We start from the raw sequence: 17,973 nt of genomic DNA, 5'->3' as shown, positions 1-17,973 counted from the left end.
TCGGGTTTGGGGTTCCGTTGTGTCGTGACGCGGAGGTCAATGCCGTGGAGGGTACGGTCGTGGGTGCACGCGGGTCCTCGGGGGCGGGGGCCGCCGCGGGGGGCGCCCGTCCGGGTGAGGCGGGGACGGTACCGTTCCCTCGACGAACGGCGGGCGCGGCCCGCCGGGGTGTCGGTGCGGCGACCCCGCAGCGGACGGCACTTGAACGGCGGCCACCGCCGTTGTTACGGTCCGGCTCGACGTGCCGACGACCCGCACCGCAGCAGGTGCTGCGACGGGCCACCTCGTCCTACCCCCACGGTCATGCACAGCTGTGGACAGGGGTGTGGACGAGACCTGTCGAACGGATCCGGCACGACGGGAGAGGGCTCGAGTGGAGACCGACGGAGGGGACTTCCCCAGCGCCTGGGAGCGCGCCGTCGCGCAGCTCGACGAGGGTGGGGTCACCCCGCACCAGCGCGCGTTCGTCCGGCTGACCCGGCCCCTGGGGCTGCTCGACGGCACCGCGCTGCTCGCGGTGCCCAACGACCTCACCAAGGAGGTCATCGAGCAGAAGGTCCGCGAGCCGCTGACCCGCGCCCTCTCGGAGGAGCTGGGCTCCACCATCCGGCTGGCGGTGACCGTCGACCCCTCCATCGGGCAGACGCTGGCCCCCGAGCGCACCGGCGAGCGCTCCGGCGACGACGGCGTGCCCAGCCTGGAGCGCGAGCGCGTCTCGGCGCTGCGCACGGAGTTCGAGACCCCCCTGCCGCAGCCGGGCGACGCCGACGAGCCGCGGCACGGCGACGCCCCGCTGGGCGGCTCCCTGCTCGACGAGTCCGACCCGGACCTGCTCTTCACCGGCTACAAGGTGGACCGCGGTCCGGGCACCGGCCGGCAGGTGCCGCGCACCCGCTCCACCACCAAGGTGGAGAACGCGCGGCTGAACCCCAAGTACATCTTCGAGACCTTCGTCATCGGCGCCAGCAACCGCTTCGCGCACGCGGCCGCGGTGGCCGTCGCCGAGGCGCCCGCGAAGGCCTACAACCCGCTGTTCATCTACGGCGAGTCCGGGCTGGGCAAGACGCACCTGCTGCACGCCATCGGGCACTACGCGCAGAACCTCTACCCGGGGGTGCAGGTGCGCTACGTGAACTCCGAGGAGTTCACCAACGACTTCATCAACTCCATCCGCGACGACAAGGCGCAGGCCTTCCAGCGCCGGCACCGCGACGTCGACGTGCTGCTCATCGACGACATCCAGTTCCTGAGCAACAAGGTGCAGACGCAGGAGGAGTTCTTCCACACCTTCAACACGCTGCACAACGCGAGCAAGCAGGTCGTGATCACCTCCGACCTGCCGCCCAAGCAGCTGTCGGGCTTCGAGGAGCGGATGCGCAGCCGCTTCGAGTGGGGCCTCATCACCGACGTCCAGCCGCCGGACCTCGAGACGCGCATCGCCATCCTGCGCAAGAAGGCCATCGGGGAGCGCCTGGAGGTCCCCGACGACGTCAACGAGTACATCGCCTCCAAGATCTCCTCCAACATCCGCGAGCTCGAGGGCGCCCTGATCCGGGTGACGGCCTTCGCCAGCCTGAACCGGCAGCCGGTGGACATGCAGCTCGCCGAGATCGTGCTGCGCGACCTCATCCCCAACGACGAGACGCCGGAGATCACGGCGGCTGCGATCATGGGCCAGACCGCCTCGTACTTCAGCGTCACGCTGGAGGACCTGTGCGGCACCTCCCGCTCGCGCACGCTCGTCACGGCCCGCCAGATCGCCATGTACCTGTGCCGGGAGCTCACGGAGCTGTCGCTGCCCAAGATCGGCCAGCACTTCGGCGGCCGCGACCACACGACGGTCATGCACGCCGAGCGCAAGATCAAGCAGCAGATGGCCGAGCGCCGCAGCACGTACAACCAGGTCACCGAGCTGACCAACCGCATCAAGAAGCAGGCCGGCGCCTGAGCGCCTGACCCGCTCCCCGCGGAGGCCCCCGTCGATCGTCGACGGGGGCCTCCGCGCGTCTGCGCCCGCCCGGCGAGGGGCCTCCCGAGCGCTGTCCACAGTTGTCCACACGTTGGGGACAGCCCTGTGGACGACGGTGTCCCCAACGGTGGACAACGCGGTGGACGACGGGTGGACGGTGCAGGGGACGCCTGGGGACGGCCGTGGACGGGCGCTCCGGCCCGTGTGCGCCTGTGGACGGCGCCACGTCCCGGTCCTCAGCCCGTCCACACGGCCGCCAGGGCCCGATCAGGCCTCTGACCTGCGACGACGTCGCGTCGTCCACAGGCTCCACAAGGGTTACTACGACGATGGACCCCTCTACGATTCGACCCGTCAACCCACGTGCACTGTGGACCTGTGGTGGGGACGGGCGGCCTGGAGGGCCGGGAGGAGCCCCTGGGGACGAGCCGCGGACGGCGCGCCGCCGCGCGGAGGCGTTCGAACAAGCTGTGCGCCCGGCTCCCGAACGTGCTCACGCTGCGTGACCGCAGCGCCGGACCCCCTCCGGGGCCCGTTCACCGCACCGGCACGCGCTCCACTACTGTCGGAAGCCGCCCGCCGTGCACGACGCCGGCGCGCGCAGGGGGACGACGGGGAGGCGGTGCCTGGTGGAGCTGCAGGTCGAACGCGACGTGCTGGCCGATGCCGTCGCGTGGGCGGCCCGGGCTCTGCCCTCGAGGCCCCCGGTGCCGGTCCTGGCGGGCGTGCTCCTCGACGCCTCCGAGGACGGCGTCCTGACGCTGTCGACCTTCGACTACGAGGTCTCCGCCCGCGTGGAGCTGCCCGCCGACGTGCGGACCGCCGGCCGCGTCCTCGTCTCGGGCCGGCTGCTGGCCGACATCTCGCGCAGCCTGCCGGGCCGGCCGGTGTCGCTGACCACGGACGGCTCCAAGGTCGTCGTCACCTGCGGCGCGAGCCGCTTCACGCTGCTGACGATGAGCGTCGAGGAGTACCCGACGCTGCCGACGCTGCCCGCCGCCTCCGGCGCCGTCACGGGCGGGGAGTTCACCGAGGCCGTCGCGCAGGTCACCGTCGCCGCCAGCCGCGACGAGACGCTGCCGATCCTCACCGGCGTCCGGATGGAGATCGAGGGCGACCGGCTGACGCTGCTGGCCACCGACCGCTACCGCCTGGCCGTGCGCGAGCTGCGCTGGAGCCCGGCGCGCACCGACATCTCCGCCGTCGCGCTGGTGCGGGCCCGCACCCTGTCCGACGTGGCGCGCTCGCTGGGCTCGACGAGCTCGCTGACGCTGGCCATGGGCGACGGCACCAGCGACCTCATCGGCTTCCAGGCCGAGAGCCGCTACTCGACCTCCCTGCTCGTCGACGGCGAGTACCCCAAGGTCCGGGCGCTGTTCCCGGCGGAGTCGCCCACGCACGCGGTCGTGTCCACCTCGGCCCTCGTGGAGGCCGTCAAGCGCGTGGCCCTCGTGGCCGAGCGCAACACGCCCGTGAGGTTGCGCTTCGAGGACGGCGTGCTGTCCTTGGAGGCGGGACAGGGTGAGGACGCGCAGGCGACGGAGGCCCTCGAGGCCGCCCTCGTCGGCGAGTCCATCTCCATCGCCTTCAACCCGCAGTTCCTGCTCGACGGGCTGGGGGCGCTCTCGGCGCCCTACGCCCGACTCTCGTTCACCCAGTCGACGCGCCCGGCGGTCATCACCGGCCAGGCGGAGCTCGACGGGGAGGACGACGACAGCTACCGGTACCTGCTGATGCCGGTCCGTCTCGCCGGCTGAGCCGGTGCCGCCCTCGCGGGCGGATGGATCGCCCGGCGAGGCCGGGCGGAGAAGGGGAGTACCTCCATGCACATCGGTCTCGTCGGCCTGGGGAAGATGGGCGGGAACATGCGCTCCCGCCTTCGCGACAAGGGCATCGAGGTCACCGGGTACGACCCCAACCCGGACGTGACCGACGTGGCGAGCCTGGCGGCCCTCGTGGAGGCCCTGCCCTCGCCCAAGGTCGTCTGGGTCATGGTCCCCTCGGGCAAGATCACCCGTGACACCGTCGCGAACCTGGCCCCGCTGCTCGGTGACGGCGACCTCGTCATCGACGGCGGCAACTCCAAGTGGACCGACGACGAGGTGAACGCCAAGCTGCTCGCCGAGCGCGGCACCGGCTACCTCGACTGCGGCGTCTCCGGCGGGGTCTGGGGCAAGGACAACGGCTACGGCCTCATGGCCGGCGGCTCCAAGCACCACGTGGAGCTGGCGATGCCGATCTTCGACGCGCTGCGCCCCGAGGGCCCCCGCGAGGAGGGCTTCGTCCACGCCGGCGGCGTCGGCGCGGGCCACTACTCGAAGATGGTCCACAACGGCATCGAGTACGGCCTCATGCACGCCTACGCCGAGGGCTACGAGCTGCTGGAGGCGAAGGGGATCATCCACGACGTCCCCGCCGTCTTCAAGGCGTGGACCCGCGGCACCGTCGTGCGCTCCTGGCTGCTGGACCTCATGGTCCGCGCGCTGGAGGAGGACCCGAAGCTGGACAACATCCGCGGCTACGCGCAGGACTCCGGCGAGGGCCGCTGGACGCTGGAGCAGGCCATCGAGAACGCGGTCCCCATGCCCGTGCTCGCGGCCGCCCTCTTCGCCCGCTTCGCCTCCCGCCAGGAGGACTCGCCCTCGATCAAGGCCGTCGCCGCGCTGCGCAACCAGTTCGGCGGCCACGCCGTGACGCAGGCCGGGCCCACCTCGGGCACGGGCTCCACGAACGGCTGACCCCCCGCGTGCACGTCGCGCACCTCTCGCTCGTCGACTACCGCTCCTACCCGAGCCTCGAACTCGACCTGCACCCCGGGACGACGACCTTCGTCGGGCTCAACGGGCAGGGCAAGACCAACCTGGTCGAGGCCGTGGGCTACGTCGCGACGCTGGGCAGCCACCGGGTCTCCGGTGACGGCCCGCTCGTGCGGCAGGGAGCGGCGCGCGCCGTCGTGCGGGCGCAGCTGGTGCGCGGCGGGCGCCGGGCGCTGGTCGAGCTGGAGATCACGCCCGGCCGGGCCAACCGGGCCCGCCTCAACGGCAACCCGGTCCGGCGGGTGCGCGACGTGCTCGGCGTGCTGCGCACGGTGCTCTTCGCCCCGGAGGACCTCGCCCTCGTCAAGGGCGACCCGGGGGAGCGCCGGCGCTACCTGGACGACCTCCTCGTCACCCGCTGGCCGCGGGTGGCGGGGGTGCGGGCCGACTACGACCGCATCCTGCGCCAGCGGACCGCGCTGCTGAAGTCGGCCGGCTCCGCGATGCGCTCCGGCCGGGCCGACACCTCCGCGCTGGAGGTCTGGGACGAGCACCTGGCCACCACGGGCGCCGACCTGCTGTCGGCCCGGCTGGCGCTGCTCGGGGACCTGCGCGCACCGGCCGACGGCGCCTACCGCGCGGTGAGCGCCGGTCAGGGGGACCTGGAGCTGGGGTACCGCTCGGGGCTGCCGCTGCTGGCCGAGGGGGTGGCCACCGAACCCGGGGGCGCGGTGCCGGACCGCCCCGCGCTGCGCGAGGCGCTGCTGGCGGGGATGGCCGAGCAGCGCAAGGCGGAGCTGGAGCGGGGCGTGTGCCTGGTCGGCCCGCACCGCGACGACCTCGTCCTCACCCTCGGCGGGATGCCGGCCAAGGGCTACGCCAGCCACGGCGAGAGCTGGTCGGTGGCCCTGGGGCTGCGGCTGGCCAGCTACCGGCTGCTGCTGGCCGACGACGTCGCGGAGGACCCCGGCGGTCCCGTCCTCGTGCTCGACGACGTCTTCGCCGAGCTCGACGCCGGCCGCCGCCGGCGGCTGGCGGAGGTGGTCGCCGACGCCGAGCAGGTGCTCGTGACCGCGGCCGTGCCCGAGGACGTCCCCGACGCGCTGCGCGGTGCGGGGGCCGACCGGGTGCACGTCAGCGCGGGACGGGCGGTCCGCGGTGACTGAGCCGCCGGCCGCCGGGCCTGCCGGGTCCACCGCGGACGGGCCCACCGCCGGCGAGGAGGAGCCCGCCGGCGGCCCCGCCGGCGAGGACGCCGCCGGCGCCGACCTGGCGCGCACGGCCCTGGGGCGGGCCCGCGCGGCCGCGGCGGCCAAGGGCCTGCGCCCCGGGCACGCCCCGCTGGGCGGGCGCCGCTCCGCCTCCGGCGAGGACGCGCGCGCCGGCCGCGGGCGGCGGGCCGACGCCTCCGCCCGCTCCGGGGCCTGGCCCGACGCCCGCGACCCGCAGAGCCTGGACGCGACGCTGGGCCGCCTCGTCGGCGAGCGCGGCTGGGAGCAGCCGGTCGCGGTGGGCGGGGCGTTCGGGCGCTGGGACGTCGTGGTCGGCCCGGAGCTGGCCGGGCACTGCACGCCGGAGACCCTCAAGGACGGCACCCTGGTGGTGCGGGCCGAGTCCACGGCGTGGGCCACCCAGGTGCGGCTGCTCACCAGCCACCTCGTGCGCCGCCTCGACGAGGAGCTCGGCCACGGGGTCGTCACCAAGGTCGTCGTGCGCGGCCCGTCGGCGCCGTCGTGGCGCAAGGGCGGGCGCTCGGCGCCCGGTGGTCGGGGGCCGCGCGACACCTACGGGTGACGGAGAGCGGGCGGAGACGGCGAGGACGCCTCGGGACCCCGTCCGCGTAGGGACCCACGCGCCACGGGGTCCGACCCGCCGAGAGGCACGCACAGACCCGCTCAGCGCGATCGGCGCCCCGCGGAGGGGTAGAATGGGCTGACCCCAGGCGGGTGCGGAGCTCTCCGCGCCCCGCCTCGACGCAGAGGGAGAGCCCGCGCCCGTGCCCGACGAGAACCCGACCGGCCCCCAGGACGCGAACACCCCGGCACCCCCGCCGCAGGAGGCCCCGTCGCTGGCCGACGCGGTGGCCCCCGACGGCGCTCCCCGCCCGGAGTACGGCGCCGACGCCATCACCGTGCTCGAGGGCCTCGAGGCCGTGCGCAAGCGCCCCGGCATGTACATCGGCTCCACCGGTGAGCGCGGTCTGCACCACCTCGTCTACGAGGTCGTCGACAACTCCGTCGACGAGGCGCTCGCCGGGTACTGCGACACGATCGACGTCACCCTGACCGCCGACGGCGGCGTGCGCGTGCGCGACAACGGCCGCGGCATCCCCGTCGACGTCATGCCGGGGGAGGGGCGCCCGGCCGTGGAGGTCGTGCTCACCGTCCTGCACGCCGGCGGCAAGTTCGGCGGCGGCGGCTACTCCGTCTCCGGCGGTCTGCACGGCGTCGGCATCTCCGTCGTCAACGCGCTCTCCCGCCGCCTCGACGTCGAGGTGCGCCGGCAGGGGCACGCCTGGCGGCAGTCCTACGCGGGCGGCGTGCCGGTCGCGCCGCTGGTCAAGGGCGAGGCCACCGAGGAGACCGGCACCACGGTGACGTTCTGGCCCAGCGCGGAGACCTTCGAGACGACGGTCTTCGACTTCGAGACCCTGCGCACCCGCTTCCAGCAGATGGCCTTCCTCAACAAGGGGCTGACGATCTCGCTGTGCGACGAGCGCGTGCACGCCGAGGACGCCGGCGAGGCCGAGTCCACCGACGAGAAGGCCCAGCGCGAGGTCGTCTACCGCTACGACGGCGGTCTCGTCGACTACGTGCGCCACGTCAACGCGCAGAAGAAGAACGAGCCCCTGCACGAGTCGATCATCTCGCTGGAGGCGGAGGACACCGAGCAGGGCATCTCCGTGGAGATCGCCATGCAGTGGACGACGGCCTACTCCGAGGCCGTCTTCACCTACGCCAACACCATCAACACCACCGAGGGCGGCACCCACGAGACGGGCTTCCGCACGGCGCTCACCTCGCTCGTGCAGGACTACGCCCGCTCGGCCAAGCCGGCGCTGCTCAAGGCCGACGAGACCCTCGAGGGCTCCGACATCCGCGAGGGCCTGACGGCCGTCATCTCGGTGAAGCTGTCCGAGCCGCAGTTCGAGGGCCAGACGAAGACGAAGCTGGGCAACACCTCGGCGCGCACCTTCGTCAACGCCCAGGTGCGCGAGCACCTCGGGCACTGGTTCGCCTCCAACCCCAAGGAGGCGTACACGATCGCGAAGAAGGCGCACTCGGCGTCGGTGGCGCGCCAGGCGGCCCGCAAGGCCCGCGAAGCCAGCCGCAAGTCGCTGCTGGAGCGCAACTCGCTGCCCGGCAAGCTCAAGGACTGCCAGTCCAACAACCCCGCCGAGTGCGAGGTCTTCATCGTCGAGGGCGACTCCGCGGGCGGTTCGGCCACCCGCGGCCGCGACCCGCGCACGCAGGCGATCCTGCCGATCCGCGGCAAGATCCTCAACGTCGAGAAGGCCCGGCTGGACCGCGCCCTGGGCAACCAGGAGGTGCAGGCGCTCATCACGGCGTTCGGCACCGGCATCGGCGAGGAGTTCACCCTCGACAAGCTGCGGTACCACAAGATCATCATCATGGCCGACGCGGACGTCGACGGGCAGCACATCCGCACGCTGCTGCTGACCCTGCTGTTCCGCTACATGAGCCCGCTGGTGGAGAACGGCCACGTCTACCTGGCGCAGCCGCCGCTGTACCGCATCAAGTGGATGGGCGGTGCGGCGCACGAGTTCGCCTACTCCGACCGCGAGCGCGACGCCCTCATCGCGGCCGGCCGGGCGGCGGGCAAGAAGCTGCCCAAGGAGAACCAGGTGCAGCGCTACAAGGGCCTGGGCGAGATGAACTGGGACGAGCTGTCCGAGACGACGATGGACCGCGAGCACCGCACGCTGCTGCAGGTGACGCTCGAGGACGCCGCCGCCGCCGACGCCGTGTTCTCCGTCCTCATGGGCGAGGACGTGGAGTCCCGCCGCTCCTTCATCCAGCGCAACGCCCGCGACGTGAGGTTCCTCGACGTGTAGGTCCCACCCGTTCCACGTGGAACCAGCACCCGAGCCCGTGACCTGAGAGGGACCCCCCGTGAGCGAGAGCACCACCGAACCACCCACCGGAGACCGCGTCGAGCAGGTCGACCTGCAGCTGGAGATGCAGCGGTCGTACCTCGACTACGCGATGAGCGTCATCGTGTCCCGGGCGCTGCCCGACGTGCGCGACGGCCTCAAGCCCGTGCACCGGCGGGTGCTCTACGCCATGTACGACGGCGGCTACCGCCCGGACCGCGGCTACTCCAAGTGCGCCCGCGTCGTCGGCGACGTCATGGGCCACTACCACCCGCACGGCGACACCTCGATCTACGACGCCCTCGTGCGGCTGGCCCAGGACTGGTCGCTGCGCTACCCGCTCATCGACGGCCAGGGCAACTTCGGCTCGCCCGGCAACGACCCCGCCGCCGCCCCGCGCTACACCGAGTGCCGGATGGCGCCGCTGGCCATGGAGATGGTCCGCGACATCGACGAGGAGACCGTCGACTTCTCGCCGAACTACGACGGGCACACCGACGAGCCCGACGTCCTGCCCAGCCGGTTCCCCAACCTGCTCGTCAACGGCTCCGCCGGCATCGCCGTCGGCATGGCGACGAACATCCCGCCGCACAACCTGCGCGAGGTCGCCGCCGGGGTGCACTGGCTGCTGCAGAACCCCGACGCCGGCGACGACGAGCAGCTGGCCGCCATGCTGCAGCGCATCAAGGGCCCGGACTTCCCCACCGGGGCGCTCATCCTGGGGCACCGCGGCATCGACGACGCGTACCGCACCGGCCGCGGGTCCATCACCATGCGGGCCGTCGTGGAGGTCGAGGAGATCTCCGGGCGCACCTGCCTGGTCGTCAGCCAGCTGCCGTACCAGGTCAACCCGGACAACCTCGCCGAGAACATCGCGCACCTCGTGCGCGACGGGCGCCTGTCCGGCATCGCGGACGTGCAGGACCACACCTCCGGGCGCACCGGGCAGCGGCTGGTCATCGTGCTGCGCCGCGACGCGGTGGCCAAGGTCGTGCTCAACAACCTCTACAAGCACACCCAGCTGCAGCAGAACTTCGGCGCGAACATGCTCGCGCTCGTCGACGGCGTGCCGCGCACGCTGCCGATCCACGCATTCCTCAAGCACTGGATCACCCACCAGCTCGACGTCATCCAGCGCCGCACCCGCTTCCGGCTGCGCCGCGCCCAGGAGCGCGCGCACATCCTGCGGGCGCTGCTGAAGGCGCTCGACGCGCTCGACGAGGTCATCGCCCTCATCCGCGCCAGCGCCACGGTCGACGCCGCCCGCGACGGCCTCATGGGGCTGCTGGAGATCGACGACGTGCAGGCGCGCGCGATCCTGGAGATGCAGCTGCGCCGGCTGGCGGCCCTGGAGCGCCAGCGCATCACCGACGAGCACGACGAGCTCGAGCGGCTCATCACCGACTACAACGACATCCTCGCCCGCCCCGAGCGGCAGCGGCAGATCGTCGGCGACGAGCTCACCGAGCTGGTCGAGCGCTACGGCGACGAGCGCCAGACGCAGGTGCTGCCCTTCGAGGGCGACATGAGCGTCGAGGACCTCATCCCCGTCGAGGACGTCGTCGTCACGGTGACCCGCGGCGGCTACGCCAAGCGCACCCGCACCGACCTCTACCGCGCCCAGCGCCGCGGCGGCCGCGGCGTGCGCGGGGCGAGCCTGCGCGAGGACGACGTCGTCGAGCACTTCTTCACGACGACGACCCACCACTGGCTGCTGTTCTTCACCAACCTCGGCCGCGTCTACCGGGCCAAGGGCTACGAGCTGCCCGAAGGCGGCCGCGACGGCCGCGGCCAGCACGTGGCGAACCTGCTGGCCTTCCAGCCGGGGGAGCGCATCGTCGCCGTCCTCGACCTGGAGGACTACGAGCAGGCGCCCTACCTGGTGCTGGCCACCCGCGGCGGGATCGTCAAGAAGACGCGGCTGTCGGAGTACGACTCCAACCGCTCCGGCGGGCTCATCGCCATCAACCTGCGCCAGCGGCCGGGCGCCGACGGCGGCGAGGAGGCCGACGACGAGCTGTTCGGCGCCGCCCTCGTCGGCGAGCAGGAAGACCTGTTCCTCGTCTCCCGCAAGGGCATGAGCGTCCGCTTCTCGGCCGACGACGACACGCTGCGCCCCATGGGCCGCGCCACCTCCGGGGTGACCGGCATGAAGTTCCGCGGGGACGACGAGCTGCTGGCGATGGCCGTCGCGCGCGACGACCTCGACGTCTTCGTCGTCACCGAGCTCGGCTACGCCAAGCGCACCCGCATCGCCGAGTACCGCAAGCAGGGCCGCGGCGGCCTGGGGATCAAGGTCGCCAAGCTGGCCGACGCCCGCGGCGACCTGGTCGGGGCGCTCACCGTCTCCGAGGACGACGAGGTGCTCGTCGTCATGCAGGGCGGGCGGGTCGTGCGCTCGCGCGTCGACGAGGTGCCGGCCAAGGGCCGCGACACCATGGGCGTCACCTTCGCCCGGCCGGAGAGCGGCGACCGCATCCTCGCCGTCGCCCGCAACGCCGAGCGCGTCATCGACGCCGAGGTGGAGGCCGAGGAGGCCTCCGACGCAACGACCGAGGGCGTGGACGACCCGCTGCAGGACGTGGCCGGTGGCGGGGACGACCTCGCCTCCGCGCAGGGGGCCGACGAGGTCGCCGCCGGTGGCCCGATCGGTGGAGCACCTGTGCAGGAACCGGGCATCGACCCTGTGGCGGGCCCCGGTGATGGCGTACCGTCCGGTGAGGTCTCGAGCAGCGAGCCCGATCCCGGAGGTGACGAGTGAGCCCCGCCGAACGCACGGCGCAGCCGTCGACCGCTTCGGCCGCCTCGGCCGCGGCCGGGACGGCCCGCCCCCGCAACGGGGTGGACTCGGTCCCCCGACGGGTGCGCCTCACGCTGGCGCGGATCGACCCGTGGTCGGTGACGAAGCTGTCGTTCCTGCTGTCGGTCGCCGTGGGCATCGCCCTCGTCGTGGCCACGGCGGTCATCTGGAGCGTGCTCGACGGGATGGGGGTCTTCACCGACCTCAACGGCCTGCTGCGCGACGTCGTCGGCAACGAGATCGACTTCGACCTGCTCGACTACGTCGGCTTCGGGAAGGTCATCTCCCTGGCCACGGTCGTGGCGGTCGTGGACGTCGTGCTGCTGACGGCGCTGTCGACCATCGTGGCGTTCCTCTACAACGTCTCCGCCGCGCTCGTCGGCGGGCTGCACGTCACGCTCTCCGACGACTGACCGGTGCGGCACCGGCCGGTGCGAGGCACCGCCGGGCATCCGGTAAGCTTGAGGTGACGCCGCGCCCCGTGCTCGGCAGCGGGCCTATAGCTCAGTCGGTTAGAGCGCTTCCCTGATAAGGAAGAGGTCGGAGGTTCAAGTCCTCCTAGGCCCACCACCACGAGAGCCCCGTCCACCGCGGACGGGGCTCTCGTCGTTCCCGCCGATGCCCCAGTGACAACAGGTGACCCACGGTAAGCTCCTGGGGTGGAGGGACGGCTGCTGGCGACCACGGGCCACGTCAAGGCGCTCGTGCAGAGCCACAGCTCCGGCGACGAGGCCCGCTTCCGCGCCGTCGTCCACGAGCTCGCCGAGCAGGCCGCCCGCAACGGCCGCCGCCGCGACGCCGAGGAGGTCCGCGGCGCCCTCGCCGAACGCCCGCCGCGCGAGGAGCGCCGCGCGAGCACCCGCTCCGCGCCGCCCGAGCCGCCGCCCGCACCGGCTCCCGTCGTGCAGCCCCGCGGCGAGCTCGGCCGGGTCCTGACCGTCTCCCGCCCCGAGGAGCAGCTGGCCGACCTCGCCCTCAGCAGCGACGTCATGGCCCGGCTGCACCGCGTGCTCACCGAGCAGCGGCACGCCGATGCGCTGCGGGCCCGCGGCTTCGAGCCGCTGCGCACCCTGCTGCTCACCGGCCCGCCCGGCACCGGCAAGTCGATGACCGCGCGGGTCGTCGCGACCGAGCTGGGGCTGCCGGTGTTCACCGTGCGCCTGGACGCCGTCGCCGAGCTGCCCGCCGACGAGGCCGCCACCGCGCTGACGCTGGTCTTCGACCTGCTCGCCCAGGCGCGCGCGGTCTGCCTCTTCGACGACCTCGACGCCCTGCTCGACGCCGACGGCGGCGAGCGCGGCGGTGGCGAGCGCGGCGGTGGCCGGCTGCGCGAGGTGCTGCGGCGCTTCACCGCCCTGCTCGACGCGGACGCCTCCCGCGGGGTCGTCGTGGTGACCACGAACCGGCCCGAGCTCCTCGAGCGCCCCGTGCTGCGCCGCTTCGACACGGTCCTGGACTACCCGCTGCCCAGCACGGGCGTCGTGCAGGAGGTCGTCCTGCGCCGGCTGCGCGGATTCGACCTCGGCGGCGTCGAGTGGCCGCGGGTGGCCTCGACCGCCAGCGGCCTCAGCCACGAGCAGGTCGCGGCCGCGGCGGCGCTGGCGGCGAAGCAGTCCGTCCTCGACGGCGCCGCGCAGGTGGAGACGGCCGCGCTGCTCGCCGCGCTGCGCGAACGCCGCCAGGTGCTGAGGATGGCGCCGTGAGGACCCGCTTCGAGGTCCTCGTCGTCTGCACCGCCAACGTCAGCCGCTCCCCGCTGGCGACCGCGCTGCTGCGCCACCACCTGCTCGAGCGGTTCGGGGAGAGCGCCGCCACCGTGCGCGTCACCAGCTCCGGCACCCGGGCGCTGCCCGGCGGGAGCACCGACCCCGAGGTCGCCGAGGTGCTGCGGCGGCTGCGCCGCCCCGTCGCGCCCGCCCAGGTCGCCCGCCAGCTCGACGAGGAGCAGGTGCGCGCGGCCGACCTCGTCGTGACGATGACGCGCGAGCACCGCTCGCACGTCATCCGCGCCGTGCCCGCGGCCCAGCGGCGCACCTTCACCGCCCTCGAGCTCGCGCGCATCTCCCGCTGCCTGCGCGACGGCCGGCGGCTGCCCGCCGGCGCGCCGCTCGCGACGGGGCTGCGCGCGCTCGTCACCGCCGCCCCCGCCTGGCGCGGGCCGACCGCTCCGGACGACCCGGCCGCCGACGACCTGCCGGACGTGCACGGCGAGCCTGTCGAGGACCAGCTGCGCCTGGCGCGCCGCCTCGACGAGGCGCTGCGGGTCGTCGTCGACTGCCTGCCGGCCCCTCAGCGCTCCAGCGGCACCGGTTCGTCGTCGGTGGAGGCCACCGGCTGGTAGCCGTAGCCGTACTCGTAGGCGTAGGTGACGTCCGAGCGGCGCGGGGGCACCATCGTCAGGACGCCGCCCAGGACGCGGGCGTCGACGGCCCGCAACCGCTCCAGACCGCGCGCCAGGTGCTCGCGCCGCGTGCGGCCGTGGCGCACGACGACCACCGCCCCGTCGGCCTGCCTGGCCAGCACGGTGGCGTCCGCCACCGGCAGCAGGGGCGGGCTGTCGATGATCACCAGCTCCGCGCGCTCGCGCAGCCGGGTCAGCAGCTCGCTCATGTGCCGCGAGCCCAGCAGCGCCGCCGGGTTGAGCGGCACGGGCCCGCTGGCCAGCACGGACAGCAGCGTGTCGCCGTAGGGCTGCAGCACGTCGTCGAGGTCGGCGCGGCCGGCCAGCACCGTCGTCAGCCCGGCGCTGTCCTCCACGCCGAGGTACTCCGCGACCCGGGGCAGCCGCAGGTCGCCCTCGACGAGGATCGTGCGCACCCCGGCCGTCGCCGCCGTCAGCGCGAGGTTCACGGCCGTGGTGCTCTTGCCCTCGCCGGGCAGCGCCGAGGTGACCACGACCAGCTGCGGCGGGCGGTCGACGTCGGCGAACTGCAGGTCGGTGCGGATCTGGCGCAGCGCCTCCGACTGCGGGGTCCGCGAACCCTCGACGACGAGGTCGGGGCGGTGGCCGGGGGTGCCCGCGGGCACCGCGCCCAGGGCCGGGGCGCCCAGCTCGGTGATCGCCGACAGCGTCTTGACGCTCGTGTCGAGCACCTCGCGCAGGACCGCGAGCCCGGTGCCGAGCACGATCCCGCACAGCAGCCCCAGGGCCAGCTCGCGCGCGAGGTCGGGGGCGATCGGCTCCTCGCGGACCTCCGCGGGGCGCAGCACGCTGATCCGCACCGGGCTCAGGGTGTCCGGGGTGGCCTGCTCGAGCTCGCTGACCACCGCGCCGAAGTGCTCGGCGACCGCGTTGGCGACGTCGGCGGCCAGCTGCGGCGAGGACTCGTCGACGGTCACCTCGATGAGCACCGTGCCCACCGGGGCCTGGGAGTTCACGTGCTCGGCCAGCGCCCGCGGCGTGGTGTCCAGGTCGAGCTCGTCGATGACCGGCTGCAGCACCTTGGGGCTGGTGAGCACGCCGGTGTAGGACTGCACGCGCTGCTGGGTGAACATGCTGCCCTGCATGAGCATGGCGGCGTTGCCGGTGTCGTGCATGGACACGAACAGCAGGCAGTCCGCGCGGTAGACCGGCGCGCTGGCGGCGTGCGAGGCGGCTCCGCCCCCGGCGCCCAGCAGGACCGCGAGCAGCACGAGGACCCAGTGCTTGCGCAGGGCGCGCAGGTAGTCGACCAGGTCCACGGCGATCCATCGGCCACCGGCACCAGCACTTGAACGCCCTGGAGCTCAAGTCGACACGCCGCGACGACGACGGATGACCGTGACCATGACGAGCGGGTGGAGCGCCCCGGAGCGCCCCCCGGTGCGGACGGGCACCCCGGAGACCCCGGAGACCCCGGAGACCCCGCGCCCGCCGCGCCGGCGCAACCCGCTGGCGCTGCTGATGCTGCTCGCCGACAGCACCTGCGTCCTCCTCGTGGTCCTCCTCCTCGGCCGCGACGACCCCGCCGTCGGCGTCTTCGCCGTCTCCGTGCTGCTCGTGCACGCCTGCGTGGGCCTGTACCGGCCGCGCCTGGACCTCAGCGTCCTCGACGACCTGCCGCAGGTCCTCGGCGCCGCCGTCGCCGCCGTCGGCGTCACCTCCCTGGTCCAGACCGCCACCGGCCTCGGGCGCGGCGCGCCCTCGGCGCTGGACGCCGTCCTCGTGCAGACCGGGCTCGTCGTGCTGGCCCGCACGGTGCTGTACGCCCTGCGCCGGCGCAGCCGCCTCAGCGGCCGCGTCGCCCACCGCACCCTCGTCGTCGGCTGCGGCGGGCTGGGCCAGCAGCTCGTGGACATCCTCGGCAGCGGCGAGCACGGCCTGCTGCCCGTGGGCTTCGTGGACGACGACCCGCGGCTGCCGGCGGGCGAGCGCACGCTGCCGGTGCTGGGCCGGATCGCCGACCTGCCCGCCCTCGTGCGCGAGCACCACGCCTCCGTCGTCGTCATCGCCTTCTCCAGCGCCCCCGAGCACCTCGTCGTGGACGTGCTGCGGGGCTCGCAGGGCCTGGACGTGGAGATCCTCACCGTCCCGCGCTTCTGGCAGGTCACCAGCACCCACCGCCTCGTGCACACCGTCCGCGGTGTGCCGCTGGTCAAGCTGCGCCGCCCCGCCTTCCGCGCGGCCACCTGGCCGCTCAAGCGGGTCCTGGACGTCACCGCCTCCGCGCTGGGGCTGCTCGCCGTCACCCCCCTGCTCGTGCTGGCCGCGCTGGCGGTGCGCCCCGAGGTGGGCCCCGGCGCGCTGTTCCGCCAGGAGCGCGTCGGGCTCGACGGCCGCCGCTTCGAGCTGCTGAAGCTGCGCACGCTGCGCGCCGACGAGCGCGAGGCCGCCACCCGCTGGAGCATCGCCACCGACGAGCGCATCGGCCCGGTGGGGCGCTGGCTGCGGCGCACCTCCGTGGACGAGCTGCCCCAGCTGTGGAACGTGCTGCGCGGCGACATGTCGCTCGTCGGGCCCCGCCCCGAGCGCCCCTTCTTCGTCGAGCGCTTCAGCGCCGAGCACGCCGACTACCCGTGGCGGCACCGGGTGCCCTGCGGCATCACCGGCTGGGCCCAGGTCAACGGGCTGCGCGGGGACACCTCGATCGGGGACCGGGCCCGCTTCGACAACCACTACGTGGAGAACTGGACGCTGTGGCTGGACGTGAAGATCCTGCTGCGCACCGTCGGCCAGGTCCTCACGGCCGCGGGCCGGTGAGCGCGCCGCTGGTGCTGGTGCTCGGCACGGCCGACTGGGACGCCGTCATCGCCACCAACCAGCACTCCGCCGCCGCGGCGCTGGCGCAGCGCTGGCCGGTCCTCTTCGCCGAGGGCACCGGAACCCGCAGGCTGCGCCCCAGTGACGCCCGCCGCGTCCTGCGCCGGCTGCGCCGCGAACCCGCGGCGCGCACCCGCCGCCCGGTGCCCGCCGGGGTGCGCGTCCTCACCCCCCGGCTGCTCCCGCACCACGCCCCGTCCACCCGCGCGGTCAACGGCTGGGCGCTGACGCGGCAGCTGCGCCCCTGGGTCGAGCACCCCGGACCCCGCCTGCTGTGGACGTACACGCCGTTCAGCTACGGGCTGGAGGCGCTGGCGGACGCCACCGCGTACCACCTCGTGGACCTGCTGCACGAGAACCCCGGGGTCCACCGCGGCCGGCTGCTGGCGGCCGAGCGCTCGCTGGCGGCGGGCACCGACCTCGCGCTCGCGAGCAGCCCCGCCGTCGAGGCGCACCTGCGCGAGCGCGGCTTCGCGCGCACCCGCTGCCTGCCGAACGTGGCGGACGTGGCCCTCTTCGCCGACGCCGTGCGCCGGCGCAGCGCCCCGCGCGAGCCGGTGGTCGTCGTCGCCGGCACCCTCGCCGCGCACAAGCTCGACCTGCCGCTGCTGGCGCGGCTGGCCACCGCGCTGCGCGGCCGCGGCAGGGTGCGGCTGATCGGCCCGCTGGCCGACGGCACGGCCGCCGACCCCGCCTGGCGGGCCCTGCTGGCCGCCGGCGCCGAGGTCGTGGCCCCGCTGGAGCCGACGGCGCTGGCCGCCGAGCTCGCCGCCGCCCGCGTCGGCCTCGTGCCCTACCGGATCTCCCCGCTGACCGTCGGGATCAGCCCGCTGAAGGTGCACGAGTACCTGGCCGCCGGGCTCGCCGTGGTCAGCACCGCGCTGCCCGCCGTGCGGCCCGCCCCCGGCGCCGTCCACGTGGAGGCGAGCGCGGACGCCTTCGTGCGCCGGGTCCTGGACGTCCTCGCCGACGCCGACCCGCAGCTGCCCGCCCGGGCGGCCCGGCTGGCCGCCGGCCACGACTGGGCGAGCCGGGGCGAGGAGCTGCGCACCCTGGCCGCCGGGCTGCTGCCGGGTTGAGGCCGGGCCGCCCACC

General features: G+C 74.2%; 13 protein-coding genes and 1 tRNA gene. 13 read left to right on the top strand and 1 reads right to left on the bottom strand.

What is annotated here, in order from left to right; genetic code table 11:
- The first annotated feature begins 373 nt into the window (after positions 1–373).
- From dnaA to ACRYM2_RS02465, 11 genes are all read left to right on the top strand, one after another.
- Complete coding sequence (dnaA, locus tag ACRYM2_RS02515) at positions 374–1,948, top strand: chromosomal replication initiator protein DnaA (protein ID WP_432519608.1); 1,575 nt, start codon at positions 374–376, stop codon at positions 1,946–1,948.
- Positions 1,949–2,598: 650 nt separating this feature from the next.
- A complete protein-coding gene (dnaN, locus tag ACRYM2_RS02510) occupies positions 2,599–3,726 on the top strand; it encodes a DNA polymerase III subunit beta (protein WP_432519607.1) in 1,128 nt (375 codons plus the stop codon).
- 27 nt (positions 3,727–3,753) lie between these two features.
- Positions 3,754–4,707, top strand: coding sequence for a phosphogluconate dehydrogenase (NAD(+)-dependent, decarboxylating) (gene gnd, locus ACRYM2_RS02505; protein ID WP_432519617.1), 954 nt, complete (start codon positions 3,754–3,756; stop codon positions 4,705–4,707).
- Positions 4,708–4,715: 8 nt separating this feature from the next.
- Entirely contained in the window at positions 4,716–5,891 is a 1,176-nt protein-coding gene (gene recF, locus ACRYM2_RS02500; protein ID WP_432519606.1) for a DNA replication/repair protein RecF, read from the top strand.
- Positions 5,884–6,519, top strand: coding sequence for a DciA family protein (locus ACRYM2_RS02495; protein ID WP_432519604.1), 636 nt, complete (start codon positions 5,884–5,886; stop codon positions 6,517–6,519). The genes recF and ACRYM2_RS02495 overlap by 8 nt, the downstream gene beginning before the upstream one ends.
- A 202-nt stretch (positions 6,520–6,721) precedes the next feature.
- Positions 6,722–8,800 (top strand): DNA topoisomerase (ATP-hydrolyzing) subunit B, encoded by a 2,079-nt coding sequence (gyrB, locus tag ACRYM2_RS02490; RefSeq protein WP_432519603.1) that lies wholly within the window; start codon positions 6,722–6,724, stop codon positions 8,798–8,800.
- A 58-nt stretch (positions 8,801–8,858) separates the two neighbouring features.
- Positions 8,859–11,600 (top strand): DNA gyrase subunit A, encoded by a 2,742-nt coding sequence (gene gyrA / locus ACRYM2_RS02485; RefSeq protein WP_432519601.1) that lies wholly within the window; start codon positions 8,859–8,861, stop codon positions 11,598–11,600.
- A complete protein-coding gene (locus tag ACRYM2_RS02480) occupies positions 11,597–12,052 on the top strand; it encodes a DUF3566 domain-containing protein (RefSeq protein ID WP_432519600.1) in 456 nt (151 codons plus the stop codon). The genes gyrA and ACRYM2_RS02480 overlap by 4 nt, the downstream gene beginning before the upstream one ends.
- A gap of 80 nt (positions 12,053–12,132) precedes the next feature.
- Positions 12,133–12,209, top strand: a tRNA-Ile gene (locus tag ACRYM2_RS02475).
- 89 nt (positions 12,210–12,298) lie between these two features.
- Positions 12,299–13,342 carry an AAA family ATPase gene (locus ACRYM2_RS02470; RefSeq protein ID WP_432519598.1) on the top strand — a complete coding sequence of 348 codons (1,044 nt, stop codon included), beginning with the start codon at positions 12,299–12,301 and terminating at the stop codon, positions 13,340–13,342.
- On the top strand, positions 13,339–13,980 hold the full coding sequence (locus ACRYM2_RS02465) for an arsenate reductase/protein-tyrosine-phosphatase family protein (protein ID WP_432519597.1): 642 nt from the start codon (positions 13,339–13,341) through the stop codon (positions 13,978–13,980). Before ACRYM2_RS02470 ends, ACRYM2_RS02465 begins: the two co-directional genes overlap by 4 nt.
- Here the strand turns inward: ACRYM2_RS02465 and ACRYM2_RS02460 are convergent.
- Entirely contained in the window at positions 13,929–15,320 is a 1,392-nt protein-coding gene (locus tag ACRYM2_RS02460) for a tyrosine-protein kinase domain-containing protein (protein WP_432519595.1), read from the bottom strand. The genes ACRYM2_RS02465 and ACRYM2_RS02460 overlap by 52 nt on opposite strands.
- Before the next feature lie 73 nt (positions 15,321–15,393).
- On the opposite strand from ACRYM2_RS02460, the gene ACRYM2_RS02455 reads away from it, so the two are divergent.
- Positions 15,394–16,818, top strand: a complete 1,425-nt coding sequence (locus tag ACRYM2_RS02455; protein WP_432519594.1) for a sugar transferase — start codon at positions 15,394–15,396, stop codon at positions 16,816–16,818.
- Complete coding sequence (locus ACRYM2_RS02450) at positions 16,815–17,957, top strand: glycosyltransferase (protein WP_432519593.1); 1,143 nt, start codon at positions 16,815–16,817, stop codon at positions 17,955–17,957. Before ACRYM2_RS02455 ends, ACRYM2_RS02450 begins: the two co-directional genes overlap by 4 nt.
- Positions 17,958–17,973 lie beyond the last annotated feature (16 nt).

The organism is Kineococcus aridisoli, assembly GCF_050871885.1.
Lineage (GTDB): Bacteria > Actinomycetota > Actinomycetes > Actinomycetales > Kineococcaceae > Kineococcus.
Note: the sequence above shows the minus strand (reverse complement) of the source record. Positions and strands in the feature narration are given on the sequence as shown.